Below are 19,024 nucleotides of genomic sequence, written 5' to 3'. Positions count from 1 at the left end.
GGCAGCATGGCCTAGCACTGATGCGCACGCTCCGCCCCTGACGAATCGTGTGGGCACCTGCGCACCCGGTGTTCATGGAGGAATTCTCCTTCTGAAATCCCATCGGGGTCATTGCCCGGAAAAAAAGCTCACGGGTCTCAAGCATTGACGGCACCGCATGGACGCGGTGCGCCGGGGAGCGTGCGCTCCCCCGGAGGAGACCCATGTCACGCCGCATTCCGACCCAACCCCTCGCGTTCCTGCTGGTGGCCCTCGGCTCCGCGGCGGGCGGTGCGTACACCTACCACCGCTACCGGGAGGCCGACTGGGAGCGCCGTGAGAACGAGTACCAGCGCCAGCTCCAGGGGAAGCTCACCGAGAGCGAGAAGCAGATGCAGGCGCTGAACACCGAGCTGGGCACGGCGCGCGCCCACCTGGTGACACAGGCCACGCTGGATGAGAAGTACCAGACCCTGCTCACGGCGAAGGACGCGGACTTCGAGAAGTTCCGCCGCGAGCATGCGCTCGCCCTCGAGAGCCTCTCGGATGCCACCTTCCAGCTCCAGCAGCGGGAGCACGGAGGCAAGGAGACGGCGCGCGAGGTGCCCCCGTCCACGCCGCCCGCGGGCGAGCCCACGGCGCCCTCCGCCCACCCGGTCATCGCCTACGAGTACACGGACCCGGAAGGCCGCGTGCAGCTCAAGGACCCCAACATCTGGGTGCAGGGCGACGAGGAGCTCCAGCTCCAGCAGCTCTTCCGGGTGCGGGGCACCGTGCTGCAACAGACCAACGGCTCGTTGATGACCGAGCGCGTCCAGCTCCAGGAAGTCTCCGCGGATGGCGCGGGGAAGTACCGGGAGCTGGCGGCGGCCCGCCTGGTGGATGCGAGCTTCACCTATGCCAATGCGCCGCTGGAGGGGCCGCCGGGCGGGCTGAAGTGGGGCCCGTCGTGGATGGCCACCCTGGGCACCTCGTTCCGCTCCGAGAGCCTGCTGCGCGTGGGGGCCTCGGCGCGGGTGGTGAAGTGGGGGCCGGTGGGCCTCGCCGCGGGGCTCTCCTCGGACTTCCTGTCGCTGGAGGGCAGCGGGGGGGATGCCTTCGTCACCTACACCCCGTCCCTGAATGGGCGCGAGCTGGGGCTCGTGCTGGGCGGAGGCGTCCACCTCCCCCTGGGAGGCACGCAGCGCGTGCGCCCCAATCTCACCGTGAGTTTCGTCGTCTATTGAAGGAGTGCACCGCCATGTCCTCGTGGAATGAACGCATGAAGTCCCTGACGCTGCTGGGTCCCCTGATGTTGACCGTGGCCTGCACCTCACCGGAGTCCAGACCGCGGCCGTCCCCGGCGGCCCCCGCGGCGCCGGCCGTGGCTCCCGCCCCCACCGGGGCCAGCGAGGTGGAGGAGGCCAGCACGGCCGTCCTCGCCACCCCGGCCGTCACCGCGGCTCCCGCGGCCCAGCAGCTCGCGGCGCGGGCGAGGGGCATCGATGTCTCGCACTACCAGCCGACAGTGGATTGGGAGCGGGTGAAGACCTCCACGTCCTTCGTCTTCATCAAGGCGACGGACTCCACGGGCGTGGTGGACCCGCGCTTCGCCTCGCATTGGAGCGGAGCGAAGAAGGTGGGTCTGCCCCGGGGCGCGTACCACTTCTTCCACCCGAAGCATGACGTGGACCAGCAGGTGGCCCTCTTCACCCGGCACCTGAAGAGCGACCCCGGCGAGCTGCACCCGGTGGTGGACGTGGAGGAGTTCAGGACCGAGTACCAGGCCTTCACGTGCGAGCAGCTCGCGGGGATGCTCCAGCGCTTCTCCCAGGGAGTGGAGAAGGCACTCGGGCGCAAGCCGATGATCTACACGAATCACCAGACGTGGCAGATGAGCTTCTGCGACCACCCCTACTTCGTGGACCACCCGCTCTGGCTCGCCCAGTACACGAACCACGCGACAGAGCCGAAGCTGCCGCCGGGCTGGAAGCGCTGGCTCTTCTGGCAGTACTCGGAGAGCGGCACGGTGCCGGGCATCCCCGGAGCGGTGGACCAGAGCTACTTCAATGGCAGTGCCCAGGAGCTGATGGCCCTCTCCCAGCCCCAGGCCTCGGCGGACTAGGCCAGGAGGGGGAACTCCTCTCAGGGGTGAGGTTCCGGCCGCGATGGGGAGCAACTGGTCCGACGCCCTCCTGGACGAACACCTACCCCGGCCCTCGCCCGCAACAGCGCTCCCATGCCGGTGTTTGGAGGTATGTCCACAAAACCGGGGCAGGCTCACGACTCGGGAGCGTCCGGATGCAAGGACTACGGACGGAGGGGGGCGGCGTCCTGGATGACGAGGGGGATGACGGGCTGACCGTCGCTCCAGACCCCGAGTGACCTGTGCTCCGGCGTGTCACCGAGCGCGTACTGACAGTCAGTCCCGTCGTAGGCGCAGCTCCTCAACGCGTCCCAGACCTTCCAGACGAAGTTCCAGTCGCAGGCATCTGCCCGGCCGCCATAGCCGGGGCCCCCCGCGGACACGCCATGCCGGCTCGACAGCGGAGGCGTGCCATGGCGGTCGGTGCGGAGCATCACGAGGTCCTTGTTCTCGTCGGGGATGTGCCCGAGCTTCGGGAACACCGCGTTGCAACTCGAGTGGGCCTTGCCCTTCTCGGAGATGATCCCTTCCTCGCTCGAGTGGCACTGCAGTTTGACCGACGCGGGAATTCCGTCCAGGGACTCGTCCAATCCGCCCTCGCCATCAGTCCCTCCGTCGTGCGGATCCTCGAGGAAGATCGCCCGCGGCGTGGGCAATCCGATGGACGCATGGCGGTTGGCGAGATTCGCCGTGAGGATTCCGCCGAACGAGAAGCCGAAGTAGCTCGTCCTCTCGAGCTGCGGCCGTACGCGCCCAGGCCCGTTCAGGAACTCGAGCCCGCTCTGAATCCCCACGCGCGCGGACGTCATGCAAGGCTCGATGTCGAACGCGCCCGCGCACGGAAACGCCAACCCGGTCTGCCATCGTGGATAGATGACCACATTGCCCTTTCGGACCGTGTGCCGGATGAGCTCGTACATCATGTCGTAGCCCGAGTACTCCGCGTACCCGTGCAGGATGATGGCGAGCGGCGCCGATGCCGGCTGCGGGTGGATGGGCTCGAACACGTACCAGCCGTAGACGCCCTCGCCTCCCGAGCCCACTCGCATGTCCGCATGCGGGTAGTCGCTCCCACCCGGCCCGCTCGGAGGCTGCGCGGGTTGTTGGCTCCCGGTCTCGCCCGTGGTCTCACGCGGCCCCGGCGGAGCGCAGCCTCCCGTCACGAGCACGCCGAGCATGACCATGAGCGTCAGTTGACCCTTCGCGACTCGCGCCGTCATCGCTTGAACTCCCAGCCCATGAAGACCATGGGGACGAGTGTCCAGATGGCCTGCCGCCTATCGCGTGCGTCGAGGATCTCTCGCGTGGACGAGATGGTTGTCGTGGCCACATGTCCATCCGCCCCCAGGAGCTTCAGGTCGACCCCGGCCACGAGCCGATGGGGACCGTCTCCGAACCGCCAGCCTCCGCGAACGTTCGCTCCGGAGGCGAAGTTCACCAACCCTTCGCCGGCCATGTTCATGCTCTGCGAGCGCACTGCCCCGGCCCCGGTGACTCCATGCTTCGTCTGAAGCATGATGCCCAGCCCCAGGACAACGCCTCCGGCGACGAAGGCGCGTTCGGTGAGGTCGAGTTCGGCCATCAACGTGACGTGACTCATGCCGAGCGCCGAGACACGTGACGCGGCCGGGTCTTCGATATCCCGGAGAAAGCCCCCGAGCTGGCCAATCTCCGCGACCAGGCCCAGCCGGCCGAGCTGAACACCCGGGCGAAGGGCGAGCCCACCCGCCAGCGTCCCCTCCGGGAAGAAGAAGCCGCCTCCACCGAGCTGAACGCCAAAGCGCAACGGGGGGCCGGCGTGGCTCGCAGGAGACGGGGAAGTGCCGTCGGAGACGCTGGATGGGTCACCCTGCGCGGCAGCGGTGCCGACGACGAGCAGGCACGAACAGAGCAGGGGCACCTTCATGGCCACCATCCTTTCACGAACACGAGTCTCGGAGGAGCGCACGCCGCGAGTGGACCCTGTCTGCACCGGGCGCGGATGAGGGCCGCGGCGGACACGGCGCGGGAGCAGCTCCTGGGGATGCTGGGAGCCGCCCTCGGGCCCGGGGTTACCGGGCGACCTTCGCGTATGTCCCCTTGAGGGCAACGCCAACGACGAACGTGCCCGCGTGGCACTCATACTCGGTGGCGCTCTTGTACTCGCTCTTCTTGTAGTAGCTGACGATGTCGACCACGGCGTTTGCGCCGGACTTCTTCGCCGAATCCTGCAGGGCGATCAGCGCAGAGAGGGCGGCCCACTTGCAGCCGAACTCGTCCGTCTTCCCCACGCTGTTGGTCTTCTTGTTGCTGACTTCACTCTTCAGGGTGTCGAGCACCTTCGGCTTCTTCTGCCCCGCCAGGTAGAACTTCACCGAGCCATCGAGCTTCTCCTTCGCCTCGGGCATCTCCAGCACGTCGGCGAGCGGCAGGTGGAGCACGGTGTCGCGTGCCAGGGCGGGGCTGGAGAGGGTGAGCGCGAGCAGCGACAGGTGCAGCGTCTTCTTCATCGTGTTCCTCCATCAGGCCCATCGGCGGAAGATCAACGAGGTGTTGATGCCGCCAAAGGCGAAGTTGTTGCTCATCACGGTGTCGGTCTGGATGTCGCGACCTTCTCCCATGAGGTAGTCCAGAGGAGCGCAGCGGGGATCCACCTGCCCGGGGGCGAGGTGCAGCGTCGGGGCGAACCAGCCCGAGCGCATCATCTCGAGGGTCATCCATGCCTCCAGCGCGCCGCAGGCCCCCAGCGTGTGGCCCATGTAGCTCTTCAGCGACGAGATGGCGATGCCCTCTCCGAAGACAGAGTGCGTGGCCGCGCTCTCCGCGAGGTCTCCATGATCCGTGGCCGTGCCGTGGGCGTTCACGTAGGCGATCTCCGAGGGGGGAATCGCCGCGTCCTCCAGCGCCAGCCGCATGGCCTGGGCCATGGTGTCCGAGCTGGGCTGGGTGACGTGCCGGCCGTCACTGTTGGTCCCATAACCGATGAGCTCGGCGTGGATCTTCGCGCCTCGCGCCCGGGCGTGCTCCAACTCCTCCAGCACCAGGGTGCAGGCGCCTTCTCCCAGCACCAGGCCATCCCGCTGCGAATGGAAGGGCCGGGGGCTCTGCTCCGGCGTGTCGTTGTGCTTCGTGCTCGTGGCGAACAAGGTGTCGAACACGGCCGCTCCGGTGGCGTCGAGCTCCTCGGCGCCCCCCGCGAGCATGGCCACCTGCCGTCCCAGCTTGATGGCCTCGTAGGCATAGCCGATGCCCTGACTGCCCGAGGTGCATGCGCTGGAGGTGGTGATGATGCGTCCCGTGATGCCAAAGAAGACGCCGATGTTCACCGCTGCCGTGTGGGACATCATCCGCAGGTACGTCGTGGCGTTGATGCCCTCGGTGGTCTTCTCCGTCACCATCCGGCCGAAGTCCCCCAGGCTGGAAGGCGTCCCCGCGGAAGAGCCGTAGGAGATGCCCAGCCGGCCGCTCTTCACCAGCGGCTCTCCCAGGAGTCCCGCGTCCGCGAGCGCGAGCTCACTGGCGCGTGTGGCCATCAGTGCCACCCGTCCCATGCTGCGCGTGTTCTTGCGGGAGTAGAGCTGCGCGGGCAGCTCGAAGGGAGCGGCGGGCGCGCCGAGCCACGTGTTCAGGCCCTGGTACTGCTTCCACTCCTCCATCACCTGCACGGCGTTGCGGAGCGACCTCAGCCTCGCCTCCACCGACTTCCAGTCATGGCCCAGGGGGCTGATGGCGCCGATGCCGGTAACGACGACCCTCTTCATCCGAGCATCCCCCCGTTCACCGAGATGACCTGCCGCGTGATGTAGCTGGCCTCCTCTCTCATGAGGAAGCTGACCACGGCCGCCACCTCCTCGGGGGTCCCCATGCGCTGGGCGGGGATGAGCTTGAGCGCGTGCTCGAGCACGTGGGGGTCCATCATCTCCGTGTCGATGAGCCCGGGGGCCACGCAGTTCACCGTGATGTTGCGCTTGGCCAGCTCCACCGCCAGGGCCTTGGTCGCGCCGATGATGCCGGCCTTCGCCGCGCTGTAGTTCACCTGCCCCCGGTTGCCGATGAGGCCGGAGACCGAGGACAGGGTGACGATGCGCCCCGGCTTGCGCCGCCGCACCAGGGGCATGGTGAGCGGGTTGAGCACGTTGTAGAAGGCATCGAGGTTGGTGTGGATGACCGCGTCCCAGTCCTCCGCGGGCATGGACGGGAAGGCGTTGTCCCGGGCGATCCCCGCGTTGCACACCACGCCGTAGTAGCAGCCGTGCGCCTCCACATCGGCGAGCAGCGCCTGCTGCGTCGCGGCGCGGTCGGACACGTCGAACTGGAGCACGCGGACCTTGCGTCCCAGCTCGCGAATCTGCCCGGCCACGGCCTCCGCCTGCTCGAGCTGGCTGCGGCAGTGCAGCACGACGTCGAAGCCGTCGCGCGCCAGGCGCAGCGCGATGGCGCGGCCAATACCCCGGCTCGAGCCCGTCACCAGCACCGTTTGCTCACTCATCAGTCTCCACTCTCGGTCTCCAGCCTCAATGCTTCGCTTCCATCCGGTGGTTCGAACACCGTCAGCGCGGCCGTGGCCACCGTCTCGCCATCCATCGCGATCCGACAGTCGAACTGGCCCAGTCCGTTCTCCGCCCAGAACTGCCGGCGGACCTCGATGCGCAGCCGCTCACCCGCCTTGAAGGCGGGCCGGCCGCAGTCGTAACCGCGGGTGCCGAGCAGGAACCCATTCTTCGGCGTCTCGCCGCGTTGCCGCGCGTGCCAGCCGGCCCAGGCGGCGACCGCCTGGGCCATGAGCTCGACGCCCACCCATCCTCCGACGCCGCCGTTCTCGAAGAAGAGACAGTCCTCGCGGATGGTCACCTCGGCCACCAGGCTCTCCTCGTCGCCCTCGAGGGCCCGGTCGAGCAGGCTCATGCGGCCGGTATGGGGGACCAGCTCGGCGATGGTGTAGTCGGTGACCGTGGACATCAGGCGCTTCCCAGGATGAGGACAGCGTTGCTTCCGCCAAAGGCGAAGGAGTTGCTCAGAACATAGCGGAGCGGGCGCCCCAGCGTGTAGCCGCGTTTCACCAGGGAGAGGGAGGGGAGCGAGGGATCCGCTTCCCCATCCCACCAGTGGGGAGGCAGGCGGCCCTGGGGGTTGCCGCTCAGGGTGAGCCAGCAGATGGCCGCCTCGAGAGCGCCCGCGGCCCCCAGCGTGTGACCGGTGAGCGGCTTGGTCGAGCTGGCCGGAATGTCCCCGCCGAGCAGCGCATGCACCGCGTGGCTCTCCATGGCGTCGTTCTGGGGAGTCGCGGTTCCGTGCAGGTTGACGTAATCGAGCGCAGAGGGCGCGAGGCCCGCGCGCTCCAGCGCGGCCCGCATGGCGGCCAGCGCCCCCCGGCCCCCGGGCTCCGGCGCGGAGATGTGGTGGGCGTCCGAGGACTCGCCCCAGCCCGCGAGCCGCACGGGCCCCGGCTCGCGCGTCATCACGAACAGGGCCGCGCCCTCGCCGATGTTGATGCCGCGGCGGTTCACGCTCATGGGGTTGCAGCGCACCTCGCTCACCGATTCGAGCGCGGAGAAGCCGGCCACGGTGAAGCGGCACAGGGCGTCGGCGCCGCCCGTCACCACCGCATCGGCCATTCCCGCCCGTAGCAGGCGCGCGGCGCTGGCCAGGGCCTTGGCGCTGGAGGAGCATGCCGTGGAGATGACGAAGGACGGGCCGGTCACGCCCAGCACGTGGTTCAGCGCCAGGGCCGGCGAGCCCAGCTCCTGCTGCCGCACGTGGAATTCCGGAGGCATCTGGCCCGTGGTCAGGTACCTGGCGATGGCGGTCTCGCTCTCGCCGATGCCCGAGGTGCTGGTGCCGAGGACGATGGCCACGCGCTCCCGCCCGTAGCGGGCGATGGCCGCATCGACGGCGGGACGGATCTCCGCCAGCGCCGTGAGCAGCAGCGCGTTGTTCCGGCTGCGCAGGGGCGAGGGGAGCCCCCCTGTCTCCGCGAGCGGTGACGTGACGAGTCCTACGTGCAGTGTCTTCGCGGCGAAGTCATCGCTGGGGGCTACGCCCGTCGGCGCGTCGCCGAAGAGGGCCGTGGTCACCTCCTGCTTGCCGCGGCCCATGGCACAGACGAGGCCCAGTTGATTGAGGAAGACGGGCGGATTCATGGGGTCATTCATCGGCCGGGCGGGACTCGATGGTCAGCCGGTAGTGCTCCGCGTGGTTGAGCAACTCCGCGCGCCCCGCATGGCGTGGCTCGCCATCGTATTGCACCGTCACCCATTCCCTGCCGGTCTCGAGCAGGGCGCGACGGCCAGGGCTCTCCTCCAGGGTCCAGCCTGGCGGGAGGGCGGAGCGGAGCGCCTCGGCTGGCCAGTAGACCAGCTGGACGTCCCGGAGGACCTGGCGCGACTGGAGCTGAGCGGGCACGTGCGGGTCCCGCTGCTCCGTGAGCACGGTGCCATCCCACTGCATCGTGAACACGCGCCGGCCGAGCATGAATCCAGCCAGACGCAGCGCCGAGGTGTCGATCTCCAGCAGGGCCTCGAGGGAGCGGAGGCCTTCCGGGTCGGCGTCGTGAGCGAAGCTCAGGTGCTGTGCCAGGCTCACGGTTTCACCGAACGTGGCCGGAGAGAGCTCGAGCACGGGCAGGGACACCGCGGGCGCCGCGGGCCGGGTGGGCGTCGTGGCGCACGCGGCGAGAGAGAGCAGGGCGGTGGTGGAAATCAGGCGGCGCACAGGGCCTCGAGCACCCCGAGCCGGCGCTTGCTGTCTGCCACGTAGGGGTTGTTCTTGTCCCAGGCATAGCCCGCGAGGATCGCGGAGATCATCCGGTGGACCTCCGGGGACGGGTTCGGGTGGAAGATGATCTGCTGGAAGCCTCCGGCATACCAGGACTCGACGAAGGTGCGGAACGTATCCACGCCGGCCTTGAGCGGTACGGCGTAGTCGCGCTCCCAGTCCACCGGCTCGCCAGCGAAGGTGCGAGCGAGGCAGTCCGAGGCCAGGCTCGCCGACTTGACGGCGATGGTCACGCCCGAGGAGAACACCGGATCCAGGAACTCGCCCGCGTTCCCCAGCAGCGCGAAGTTCCTGCCCCACAGCGACTTCACGTTGGCGGCGTAGCCGATGAGCGCCCGGGCCGGCGTGTCCCAGACCGCGTCCTTCAAGAGGGCGGAGAGCGAGGGGTCCTCCGCGACGATCGCCTTGAGGCGCTCGGTGTCCGTTCCCTGGTACTGCTCGAGGAACTCTCGCTTCGCCACCACGCCCAGGGAGCAGCGGCCGTTGGAGAAGGGGATGGTCCAGTACCACACGTGCACGTGCTCGGGATGCACGGTGATCCGGATCTTGTTCCGGTCGAAGCCGCCCGGAGCGACCCGGTCCTCGACGTGGGTGAAGAGGGCGCCACGCACCGGGAAGTCGGACGGCGTCTCCAGCTTCAGGAGCTTCGGAAGGACCCGGCCGAAGCCGCTGGCATCCAGGAGGAAGCGGGCCTGGACACGGTACGTCTCGCCCTCGGGCGAGCGGACGGTCACCTGGGGCTGCTCCCCGTCGACGTCGACCGACAGGACCTCGTGGCGGTAGCGCACGGTGGCCCCCATCCGCTCGGCGGCCTTCGCCAGCACCTCATCGAAGTGGGCGCGCTGCACCTGGTAGGTGGTGCCCCAACCCGGGGAGAACTTCTCCCGGAAGTCGAAGTCCGTGAACTTGTCGCCCCGCACGAAGGCCGCGCCGTTCTTGTACTGGAAGCCCGCCTCGACGACGTCGCGCATCATCCCCGCCGCCTCGATGTACTCCATGCTCTGCGGCAGCAGGCTCTCTCCGATGGAGAAGCGAGGGAACTGCTCGCGCTCCAGCACCAGCACCTCGCGGCCCTGCTTGCGCAGCAGCCCCGCCGCCACCGCGCCCGAGGGGCCCGCGCCAATGATGAGGATCTCCGTCTTCTCGCTTCTCATGTGATGTCCTTGCCCGGAGGCATTCTGAAACAAGGGGTCAAAATCCAGATGCTCACCTCGCCCAGGAGCATGGCGAGGCCGAAGGTGCGCAGGGCCGGTGTGGCCGAGAGCCCCAGGAGCCCGAAGGAGAGGAGGGTGCTCACGCCGGCCAGGGCCACCGCCACCCACGCGGAGCCGTCTCCCGGGTGCTCCAACAGGAAGATGCCGTAGTCCACGCCCATTCCCAGCAGGAGCAGCAGGCCCAGCACGGTGAACAGTTGCAGCGGCTCTCCCACCCAGCCGAAGAAGGCCAGCGTGAGGAGGGTTCCCAGCGCCGAGGGGACCCAGGCCCGCCAGGCCTCGCGCTTGAAGCGGGCGAGCAGCATCACCAGCACCGCGAGGTAGCCCGCCACGATGAGCCCGCCCATGAGCCGCCGGTAGCGGCCCATCAGCCGGGAGATCTCCTCCGTCTTGTCCACCCAGCGCACGCCCTCCAACCCGTGAGCGGCCGCGGCCAGCCGGGCGAGGACCGCCGGGCCCTCGAGGCCCCGCAGCATCAGCACGCTGTACTGCTTGCTGCCCAGCGGGCCCAGCCACTGCTGCCGGATGGCCGGCGCGGCGGGACTGGAGAGGAACCGCGCGGGGGTGAGGACGTCGTTCGCGAACCGTGCGCGCGAGGGCTCCTCTCCCGTGGCGGCGGCGACGGCGGCCACGGCCCGCTGCTCCGCGCGGGCACTCAGCTCCGCGTCCGCGCGCTGCTGCGAGGCGGGCGGCAGCCAGTCCGAGACGGCGCGGTAGCCTGTCAGGACCCCGTCCGCCACCAGCGCGTCCAGCCGCTGCTTCAGCGACACCTCCCGTTGAAGGACCTGCTCTTCGTCCTCACCCTCGACGAGGAAGAGCTGGGCCGGGCTGGGCAGGCCCAGCAGTCTTCCCAGCTCGCGCTGGTCCTCGAGCAGGTTCGCGGGTGCCCCTTGCAGCTGGCGGAGGTCATCGCGCGTCTCCAACCGCCACAGCCCTCCCGCGCTCACCACCAGGAGCCCCGCCATCGCCGGCCACCACCGTTTCTCGGAGGTGATGCGTGGCCAGCGCGACAGGGAGGCGGAGACACGCTCGGCGAACGCGGTCACCGGCAGGTCGCCGAGATCGAACGTGGGGAACCAGCAGAGCACGGTGAGGAACGCGCCCACCAGCCCCGCGGCGGCGAACACCGCCATCTGGCGAAGGCCTGGAAAGGGCGCCAGTCCCAGCGCCAGGTAGGCCACCACGCTGGTGAGGAGCGCCAGGAGCATGCCGGGCAGGAGGAAGCGCATCACCCGGCCGCGCTCGGCGGCGGGCTTGCCCTGGCGGGCGGCGAAGTAGTGGAAGCCGTAGTCCTCCGCGACACCGACGAGGCTCGCGCCGAACACCAGGGTGAGGAGGTGGACCCGGTCGAAGAGCAGGGCGGTGACGCTCAGCGCCACGGCGCAGCCGATCATCAGGGACACCCCCACCAGCACGATGGGGCGCAGCGAGCGGAAGGTGAGCCAGACCAGCAGCAGCACGGCCACGAGGGAGCCGAGGCCGATGGTGGAGATCTCCCTGCTGGCCTGCGAGGCGGCGGCCTCCGCGTACAGCGGCACCCCCGCGGCCACCAACCGGCCCCCGGGAATGGCGGCCACCGCGGCCCGGGCGCGCTCCACGGCGGCCGTGACCTTCGCGTCGTCACCCAGGGCGAACGCCGACACCTGGCTCTGCCAGGTCAGCAGCACCCACTCGCGGCCCTCGCCGGAGAGCCAGAGCCGTCCGTCACGCGGCCTCGCCTCGTTCTCGGCGGCGCGGGCCGCCCACCAGTCGGGCCACAGGCCCAGCGGGTCGTCGCTCCAGTCCGTCAGCCTGGCGCCCGCGGGCTGGTACAGCTTCATCAGCGCCGTGCCGCCCAGCTCCTCCGGCGTCGCGCTGGCCAGCCACGCGCGCTGGGCCGGTGTCAGCAACCGGTCCCGGTAAGGGCGATAGAACTCCACCGCGGCGTCCAGGGCGGTGGCGTCCACGCGGGCGGGCTCCAGCGGCGCGCCGGCTTGGGAGAGCGCCTCCGTGGCGGCCTCCGCCGCGCGCTGGGCGGATTCCCAATCCGGAGCGCCCACCAGCAGCACCAACTGCCGGCCCGACTCATCCGCGAGCTTCCGGGTGGCGGCGCCCACTTGGGGTGCCTGCTCATCCTCGGGTAGCAGCGCCAGGATGTCGGTCTCCAGCCGCGCCGAGCGCCAGAACCGGACCTGGTGGACGCCCACGGCGAGGACGAGCAGGGCCCAGACGATGGCCAGCCTATTTCCCAAGGCGCTCCGTCTCCGTGGCACCAGGCGGGGGAGTTTGCGCCAGCTGCGTGAACTGGATGAGGCTCGAGTCCCCGCTGGTCTCCTCCAGTTGTACCTGCCGCACGAACCGGTCACCTTCCAGGCGGATGCCGCGGAAGACACGTGCGAGTCCCGCGTCCGTCGGCGTGAGCGTCAGCCGCCAGCCGTCCGCGCCCACCAGCTCGCCCTCGACCCGGAAGCGCGTGGAGAGCGAGTCCACATCCCCGGAGAGGAGCGCGAAGAGGAACTCGTTCATGGCGGCCAGCGCCGGCTCGCGGCTCGCGTCCAGGTGGTAGGCGGCGCCGCCCGTCTTCTGCTCCGCGCTCAGCGACTTGCGGGTCAACGTCAGGGTCGCGGCGAAGGGCGCGCGGGTATCCCAGAGAAGTCCCTTCCCCCTCGACAGGAGGAACTCGCCCCGGGAGAGCAGCGGCTTCTTGAAGCCGGCCACCGTCTTCTTCTGTTCGAACTGCCCCCGGAGGAGCGGAGGGTCCGCCAGGCGCGAGCGGACGCCCGTCAGCAGCTCGGAGGCGCTGGCGGTGGTGTACAGCAGCACGCAGGCGAGGGCGAGCAGGCGCTTCATCCGGGCATCACCCCCAGCCGCTCCCACAGCACGCGGGGGCAGAGGAACTGCATCTCCCGGGTTTCCACCGAGACGGCGACCTGGATGGTGTGGGCCTGGTTCACCTTGTGGCCGGTGTCCGCGTCACGGATGAGGTAGTCGATCCTCAGGCGGTTCTCCCATTCGGTGATTTCGGCGCGGATCCGCAGCTTCTGCCCGTAGAGCGCGGGCCGCACGTACTTCAGCCGCATGTCCACGATGGGCCACATGAAGCCCGACGCCTTCATCTGCGGGTAGTCATAGTCGAACTTCGACAGCAGCGCGCAGCGGGCCAGCTCGAGGTATTTCGCGTAGTTGCCGTGCCAGACGATGTCCATCGGGTCGAGGTCATGGAAGGCGGGGGACAGCTCGAGCTCATGGCTGAGATCAGGCTTCATAGAGCCTCCACTCGCGGGCACGGATCGCCGTGAGGAGCCCCTGGAGCTCACGGTCCAGGGCGCGGTCCTCCTCCACCAGGGGGATGCGCTTCTCCAGGTCCGCCTGCATGGCCGAGAGCGTGGGGCCGAGGCGCAGCTCGCCGTCCACGCGCTGGCGCAGGGCCACGCCCTGCCTGGCGGCGATGAGCATGGCGGCCACCACCTGCTCGGAGAGCTCCAGCACGCGCAGGCAGTCTCGCGCGGCGATGGTGCCCATGCTCACCTTGTCCTGGTTGTGGCACTCGGTGGAGCGGGAAAAGATGGAGGCCGGCAGGGTCTGCTTGAGGGCCTCGGCGGTCCAGGCGGAGACGCTGATCTGCACCGCCTTGAGGCCATGGTTGATCGCCGCGCGCTCCCCGGTGGCACCGGAGAGATTGGGCGGCAGCCCGTGGTTGAAGCGGGAGTCGACCAGCAGCGCGAGCTGGCGGTCGAGCAGGTCGGCCACATTGGCCACGGCGTTCTTCAGGCAGTCCATGGCGAAGGCGATGTGCCCGCCGTAGAAGTGGCCACCGTGGAGCACGCGCTCCCCCTCCGGGTCGATGATGGGGTTGTCGTTGGCGCTGTTCAGCTCGTTCTCGAGCTGCGTGCGGAAGAAGGGCAGCGCGTCCTCCAGGACGCCAATCACGTGTGGCGCGCAGCGCAGCGAGTAGCGGTCCTGCAGCCGCTTCTCGTTGCGGCTGGGCCGGTCCGCGGTGAGATCCACGCGCAGGCGGGCCGCCACGCGCTGGGGGCCCGCGTGAGGCTTCACCGCGAACAGCGCCTCGTCGAAGTGGTGGGCGTTGCCGGCGCTGGCCAGCACGTTGAAGGCGGTGATGCGCGTGGCCAGTTGGCACAGGTACTCGGCGCGCTCCCACGCCAGACAGGCCAGGGCGGTCATCACCGCCGTGCCGTTCATGATGGCCAGCCCCTCCTTGGGGCGCAGCCGCAGGGGCTTGATGCCGAGCTGTGCCAGGACCTCCGCCGCCGGCCGTCGGGCCCCGCGGTACCAGACCTCGCGCTCGCCGCAGAGCACCGCCGCCACGTAGGAGAGCGGGGTGAGGTCCCCACTGGCACCCACCGAGCCCTCGGCCGGAATCAGCGGCAGGATGTCGTGCCTGAGCAGCAGCTCGAGTTGCCTCAGGAGTGCCATGCCCACGCCGGAGACGCCCTGGGCGAGCGAGGCCAGCCGCGTTGCCAGCACGGCGCGCGTCTCCTCGGGCGTGAGGAACCGGCCCGCCCCGCAGCCGTGGTACGTGTAGAGGTGATGCGGCAGCTCCGGCACGAGCCCGGGCGGAATCGTGACGGTGCACGAGTCGCCGTAGCCCGTGGTCACGCCGTAGATGACCCCGTCCTCGGCCAGCAGCCGGTCGAGGAACTCCGCGCCCCGGGAGATCCGGCGCAGGAATTCAGGGGCGGTACTCAGCTCGGCACTGCATTCACGCCGCGAGAGCGCACACACGTCCTCGAGGGTGAGCCGGCTTCCATCGAAGGACACCGCGCGCTCAGGCTGGAGGCTTTGCAGAGACAGAGACATGGGCTTGGTCCCAGAAGGGGAAGAAGTTGAACCAGTCCAAGGGCGAGCGCTTCAGCAGCGCGGTCAGCCGCTCGGCATAGTGCTGGGCGTAGCCGCTCAGCGCCGCCTCGCGCCTGCCGCGAGGAAGCTCGACGCGCTCGGCCAGACACTCGAAACGGATGGTGTAGCCGGGGCCCTCGTGGATGCAGCCCAGCAGATAGAGCGGGCACTTCAACAGGGCCGCCAGCACGTAGGGGCCCACGGGAAAGGGGGCGGGGTGGTCGAGGAACCCGACGCTCACCGTCTGGTTGGAATTCACCGGGACCCGGTCTCCCGCGATGACCACGAACTCGCCCGCGGCCACGCGCTCGTTCAACGCGACGGCGGTGGCCGGGCCCAGCTCGCTGACCTCCATCAGGCGCAGGTCGCTGTCCGGGTTGAGCCGCTTGAGCAGGCGGTTGAACTGCTCGGCGTGCCGGGTGTGCACCAGCACGTTGAGCTTCACTTCACCCCGCCGCTCGGCCATGGCGCGGCACAGCTCGAGACAGCCCATGTGGGCGGTGATGATGACGCCCCCCTTGCCCGCCTTGGCCGCCTCGTAGAAGGACTCGCGTCCCTCGGTGCGCACCTGCTCGAAGCGGTAGCGGCCACTGACGGCCAGGAGCTTGTCGAGCATCGTCTCGGCGAAGAGCGCGACGTGGCGCAGGCTGTCCCGCCAGCCGGGCCGCCTGCCGAGCGCCCCGGTGGTGGCCTCCATCCTCTCCAGGTACTGCAAGGAGGCCTGGCGCACCAGTGGCCGGGCCAGCCAGTGCACCGTGACCACCGGATAGAGACAGAGGCGGAACGGCCAGCGCCCCAGCAGCCGGTGAATCCAATAGAGCAGCCAGATTCCGGCGACGAAGGTGCTCTCGCCCATCTCGGCCCAATGCCGCGTCCTCACGCTGTCACCTTCCTCCACAAGAGCAGCGGCAGGCGCACCAGCATTCCGAAGAAGAGCCGGGCATGCATGCGGGAGATCCGCACGTTGTCCCAGAGGACATCGAAGTGGGAGATGCCGTCGCTCGGGTAGCGGACCGGGGTGGGGTTGTTGACGATGCCCATCCCGCGCCAGAACAGCCGCACCAGGACCTCCACGTCGAAATCCATCCGCTTGCCCAGCTTCACCGTGTCGATGAGCTGGACGGTGGGCTCCAGCGGATAGACGCGGAAGCCGCACATGGAGTCACGGATGGTGAAGGACAGCGTGTTGATCCACACCCAGATGTGGGTGGCGTAGCGGCCATAGAGGCGGCCCTTGGGCACCGAGGCGTCATAGACCGGGGTGCCGCAGATGAGCTTCTCGGGACTCTGCTCCGCCAGCCGCAGGAAGCGGGGGATGTCGGAGGTGTCGTGCTGGCCGTCGGCGTCGATTTGCAGCGCATGGCTGAAGCCCCGCTCCTTCGCCGCGCGCAGGCCGGCCATCATCGCGCCGCCCTTCCCCTGGTTCTCGGGGAGCCGGACGAGCTCGATGCCGGAGCGATCTCCCTCGGCCAGCGCGTCCAGCACCGCCGCGCAGCCCGGTTCACTCCCGTCGTCGACCAGCACGCAGGGCAGGCCCTCGGCTCGCACACCGCCCACCACCGCGCCCACCGCCTCGCCGTGGTTGTAGACCGGAATCACCGCGCAGACCTTCATACATTGACTCCGCCGAAGAGGATTCGGCCGCTGGCATGAACACCGGCGTCGGAAGTGAGCTTGAACTCGAGGCTTCCGCGCTCTTTCTTCCAGGTGAGCTCCAGCGTGAGGCTCGTGCCGGGCTGGATGACGCGTTGGAACTTCAACGCCGCCAACCGCAGGAAGTCGGGGGGAAGCGTGAAGAGCTCGCGGCCGAAGTGGATGGCCCAGTGCACCTGGGTGACGCCGGGCAGGATGGGGGTGCCGGGGAAGTGGCCCTCGAAATACGGCGAGTCCGCCGAGGCCTCGAGGATCAGCAGGGCGCGGTCGGCGGACTGCTCGAGCACGCGCGCCCGGGGCCTGCGCGGATCGAAGAGGGCGGCCAGTGCAGCTTCGGTGGACTTTCCCTGGCTGTTGACCGGCATGGCCTCCAGATACCGGAACCGGCGCGGGAAGGCACTGGGCTCGAAGCGCGAAGTGAGCTGCTGCCTGAGCGCCTGGTTCAGGGCACGCTTGCCTCCCTCCCCATGCAGCTTCCAGCCGGCCTCCGAGGGCACCGCCACCACCGCCAGCGTCAGCCGGTGGCCGTCCTCGAGCGGCAGCACCCGGGCCTCGCGCAGCAGCCCCCCCTCGAGCAGCGTCCGCTCCAGGGCGCTCAGCGACACGCGCTTCTCCTCGAGCTTCAGGAGGCGATCGCCCCTGCCGAGCAGCTCGAAGCCCTCCGGCAGCAGCCGCACGCGATCCTCGGTCCGCAGCCAGTCCCCCTCGGGCAGGTCCAGGTGCGGCGAGCGGACGGTCAGCATCTCCTCCCGGGTGCCCACCTCGACGCCGGGCATCACGCGCCAGGCGAGCGCGTCGTCCCCGGTGCGCTGCCTCCAGGCGATGCCGCCGGTCTCCGAGCTGCCGTAGACCTCGACGGGCGCCTGGCCCAGAAGCGCGCGACAGGCCTGTAACGCCTCGAGGGGTAGCGGGCCTCCCGAGGAGAACAGCGTGCGCAGGTTCCCGCGGACCTGGGCCCAGTCCAGCATGTCCGGCAGGCGCTTGAGGTGGGCGGGACTGGCGATCAGCCCGGCGGGGCCCTGTCGCAGCGCGGCCACGATGTCCTCGGGGTAGGTGAGGCCGTGGGCCGCGAAGGGCCGGCCCGCCGTCAGTGGCCAGAGTACCCGGAAGAGCAGTCCGTAGATGTGCTGGTGCGAGACGGTGGAGACGACGCGGGCCTCGCCGAGCCGCTCCTCGAACAGGGCCGCCAGCGTCGCCACCTCATGCGTCAGCTGGCGGAGGCGCTTGGGAATGGCGGTGGGCTCGCCGCTGGAGCCCGAGGTGTAGACCACCAGGGCGCGTGCCTCCGGGGAGAGCGGCGTCCATCCCCCCTCGCGCCCCTCGCTGGGCGACAGCGGTGCGTACTCCGCTGGAATCTTCCCGGCGAAACCATCCACCTCGTCGCGCAGCCTCGCCAGCGTCGCGGGCTGGGCGTCGGCGGGGAGGTAGACGCACACGCCCGCATGCCATGCGCCGAGCAGGGCGGCGGAGAACTCGAAGGTGTCGTCGAAGTAGAGTGCCTGGCGCCGGCCACCGTGGCGCTCGAAGGCCGCGCGCCAGCCCGCTGCCCGCGCCACGAGGGTCGCGAAGCCCACGGCCCCGCCCTCGCGGAGGGCGACTGGATGCCCGGGGAGCCGCCCCCGGCTCATGAGCTGCTCGAGCCCGATGAGCTCAGCCATGGACGCGCCTTGCCCTCACCTGTTGCCTCACCACCCACTCCACGGCGAAGAGCACGCCCATCAGCACGTACGAGATGAGCCCGTTGTACAGCGCCCAGGTCTCATCACTGGCCCCAATCGCCGTGAAGAGCGCGATGCCTCCGTTGAGCACGAAGAACCCGCACCACACCTGCGTCACCCGGCGGGTGTAGATCACCCCCGAAGCGGGGAGCTCGGGCTCGCGCAGGCGTGCCAGGCGCTCGATGACGCTGGGGGGATAGGCGAGGCTGGTGGCGAAGACGGCGAGCAGGATCGTGTTCACCAGGACCGGGTAGAGCTTCAACGGCAGGGCATGGTTGCCCAGCATGCTGGAGGCCGCGAGCGCGAGGGCGCCCACGGCCGCGGCCAGCCAGACACGCTCGCGCGTCGCCACCGCGCGCACCACGGCCATTCCCGCCAGTGGCAGGGCCATCCAGCGAGGCTCGAAGTGGCCCAGTCCCAGGTAGACCAGGGGCGGGTACGCGAGGCTCAGCAGGCCGAGCAGGGCCGGACGAAGGAACTTCACGCCGCGGCGGACTCGTCGAGGAGCCCGTGCAGGGCATCGACCACGTCCTGCAGCGTACGCACCGACTTGAAGACCTCCGGAGGCACGCGCTTGCCGGCCACCGGCTTGAGCTGCACGAGCAGATCGATCGCATCGATGCTGTCGATGTCCAGGTCGTCATGAAGCCGGGCCTCGGGGGTGATCCGCGCCGGCTCGATGTCGAAGGTCTCCTGCAGGATCGCGCTCAGCCGCTCGAACAATTGATTCTTGGTCATGGTGACTC

Annotated in this window: 20 protein-coding genes; 2 read left to right on the top strand and 18 right to left on the bottom strand. The window is 69.5% G+C overall.

Annotation, left to right across the window (positions count from 1 at the left end; translation table 11 throughout):
• Positions 1 to 203: 203 nt before the first annotated feature.
• On the top strand, positions 204 to 1,205 hold the full coding sequence (locus Q664_RS21320; RefSeq protein ID WP_043398559.1) for a hypothetical protein: 1,002 nt from the start codon (positions 204 to 206) through the stop codon (positions 1,203 to 1,205).
• Positions 1,206 to 1,219: 14 nt separating this feature from the next.
• Complete coding sequence (locus tag Q664_RS21315) at positions 1,220 to 2,083, top strand: glycoside hydrolase family 25 protein (RefSeq protein ID WP_052518460.1); 864 nt, start codon at positions 1,220 to 1,222, stop codon at positions 2,081 to 2,083.
• A gap of 185 nt (positions 2,084 to 2,268) precedes the next feature.
• Here the strand turns inward: Q664_RS21315 and Q664_RS21310 are convergent, their stop codons facing one another.
• From Q664_RS21310 to Q664_RS21225, 18 genes are all read right to left on the bottom strand, one after another.
• Positions 2,269 to 3,324 carry a hypothetical protein gene (locus tag Q664_RS21310; RefSeq protein WP_043398556.1) on the bottom strand — a complete coding sequence of 352 codons (1,056 nt, stop codon included), beginning with the start codon at positions 3,322 to 3,324 and terminating at the stop codon, positions 2,269 to 2,271.
• Entirely contained in the window at positions 3,321 to 4,010 is a 690-nt protein-coding gene (locus tag Q664_RS21305; RefSeq protein ID WP_043398555.1) for a hypothetical protein, read from the bottom strand. The genes Q664_RS21310 and Q664_RS21305 overlap by 4 nt, the downstream gene beginning before the upstream one ends.
• Positions 4,011 to 4,155: 145 nt before the next feature.
• A complete protein-coding gene (locus Q664_RS21300) occupies positions 4,156 to 4,593 on the bottom strand; it encodes a hypothetical protein (protein ID WP_043398553.1) in 438 nt (145 codons plus the stop codon).
• Positions 4,594 to 4,605: 12 nt separating this feature from the next.
• Complete coding sequence (locus tag Q664_RS21295) at positions 4,606 to 5,844, bottom strand: beta-ketoacyl-ACP synthase (RefSeq protein WP_043398548.1); 1,239 nt, start codon at positions 5,842 to 5,844, stop codon at positions 4,606 to 4,608.
• Positions 5,841 to 6,572, bottom strand: coding sequence for a 3-oxoacyl-ACP reductase FabG (fabG, locus tag Q664_RS21290; protein WP_043398546.1), 732 nt, complete (start codon positions 6,570 to 6,572; stop codon positions 5,841 to 5,843). Before fabG ends, Q664_RS21295 begins: the two co-directional genes overlap by 4 nt.
• Positions 6,572 to 7,042, bottom strand: coding sequence for a hotdog family protein (locus Q664_RS21285; RefSeq protein WP_043398543.1), 471 nt, complete (start codon positions 7,040 to 7,042; stop codon positions 6,572 to 6,574). The genes fabG and Q664_RS21285 overlap by 1 nt, the downstream gene beginning before the upstream one ends.
• On the bottom strand, positions 7,042 to 8,223 hold the full coding sequence (locus Q664_RS21280) for a beta-ketoacyl-ACP synthase (protein WP_043398540.1): 1,182 nt from the start codon (positions 8,221 to 8,223) through the stop codon (positions 7,042 to 7,044). The genes Q664_RS21285 and Q664_RS21280 overlap by 1 nt, the downstream gene beginning before the upstream one ends.
• A 4-nt stretch (positions 8,224 to 8,227) precedes the next feature.
• Positions 8,228 to 8,794, bottom strand: coding sequence for a DUF3261 domain-containing protein (locus Q664_RS21275; protein WP_043398537.1), 567 nt, complete (start codon positions 8,792 to 8,794; stop codon positions 8,228 to 8,230).
• Positions 8,782 to 10,011: an NAD(P)/FAD-dependent oxidoreductase gene (locus Q664_RS21270; protein WP_043398534.1), complete on the bottom strand. Its 1,230-nt coding sequence runs from the start codon at positions 10,009 to 10,011 to the stop codon at positions 8,782 to 8,784. The genes Q664_RS21275 and Q664_RS21270 overlap by 13 nt, the downstream gene beginning before the upstream one ends.
• Entirely contained in the window at positions 10,008 to 12,302 is a 2,295-nt protein-coding gene (locus tag Q664_RS21265) for an MMPL family transporter (RefSeq protein ID WP_043398532.1), read from the bottom strand. The genes Q664_RS21270 and Q664_RS21265 overlap by 4 nt, the downstream gene beginning before the upstream one ends.
• A complete protein-coding gene (locus tag Q664_RS21260) occupies positions 12,292 to 12,900 on the bottom strand; it encodes a LolA family protein (RefSeq protein WP_043398530.1) in 609 nt (202 codons plus the stop codon). Before Q664_RS21260 ends, Q664_RS21265 begins: the two co-directional genes overlap by 11 nt.
• A complete protein-coding gene (locus Q664_RS21255; RefSeq protein ID WP_043398526.1) occupies positions 12,897 to 13,316 on the bottom strand; it encodes an acyl-CoA thioesterase in 420 nt (139 codons plus the stop codon). Before Q664_RS21255 ends, Q664_RS21260 begins: the two co-directional genes overlap by 4 nt.
• The gene (locus Q664_RS21250; protein WP_052518459.1) at positions 13,306 to 14,868 is read right to left on the bottom strand and encodes an HAL/PAL/TAL family ammonia-lyase; all 1,563 of its coding nucleotides are present in this window, start codon (positions 14,866 to 14,868) and stop codon (positions 13,306 to 13,308) included. Before Q664_RS21250 ends, Q664_RS21255 begins: the two co-directional genes overlap by 11 nt.
• Positions 14,837 to 15,787, bottom strand: a complete 951-nt coding sequence (locus Q664_RS21245; protein ID WP_084610192.1) for an LpxL/LpxP family acyltransferase — start codon at positions 15,785 to 15,787, stop codon at positions 14,837 to 14,839. The genes Q664_RS21250 and Q664_RS21245 overlap by 32 nt, the downstream gene beginning before the upstream one ends.
• A complete protein-coding gene (locus tag Q664_RS21240) occupies positions 15,784 to 16,521 on the bottom strand; it encodes a glycosyltransferase family 2 protein (protein ID WP_043398524.1) in 738 nt (245 codons plus the stop codon). Before Q664_RS21240 ends, Q664_RS21245 begins: the two co-directional genes overlap by 4 nt.
• On the bottom strand, positions 16,518 to 18,218 hold the full coding sequence (locus Q664_RS21235) for an ApeI family dehydratase (RefSeq protein ID WP_043398522.1): 1,701 nt from the start codon (positions 18,216 to 18,218) through the stop codon (positions 16,518 to 16,520). The genes Q664_RS21240 and Q664_RS21235 overlap by 4 nt, the downstream gene beginning before the upstream one ends.
• Entirely contained in the window at positions 18,211 to 18,762 is a 552-nt protein-coding gene (locus tag Q664_RS21230) for a COG4648 family protein (protein WP_043398518.1), read from the bottom strand. Before Q664_RS21230 ends, Q664_RS21235 begins: the two co-directional genes overlap by 8 nt.
• On the bottom strand, positions 18,759 to 19,016 hold the full coding sequence (locus Q664_RS21225) for an acyl carrier protein (protein WP_043398513.1): 258 nt from the start codon (positions 19,014 to 19,016) through the stop codon (positions 18,759 to 18,761). The genes Q664_RS21230 and Q664_RS21225 overlap by 4 nt, the downstream gene beginning before the upstream one ends.
• Positions 19,017 to 19,024: the final 8 nt, after the last annotated feature.

Origin of the sequence: Archangium violaceum Cb vi76, assembly GCF_000733295.1 — a bacterium.
Lineage (GTDB): Bacteria > Myxococcota > Myxococcia > Myxococcales > Myxococcaceae > Archangium > Archangium violaceum.
Note: the sequence above shows the minus strand (reverse complement) of the source record. Positions and strands in the feature narration are given on the sequence as shown.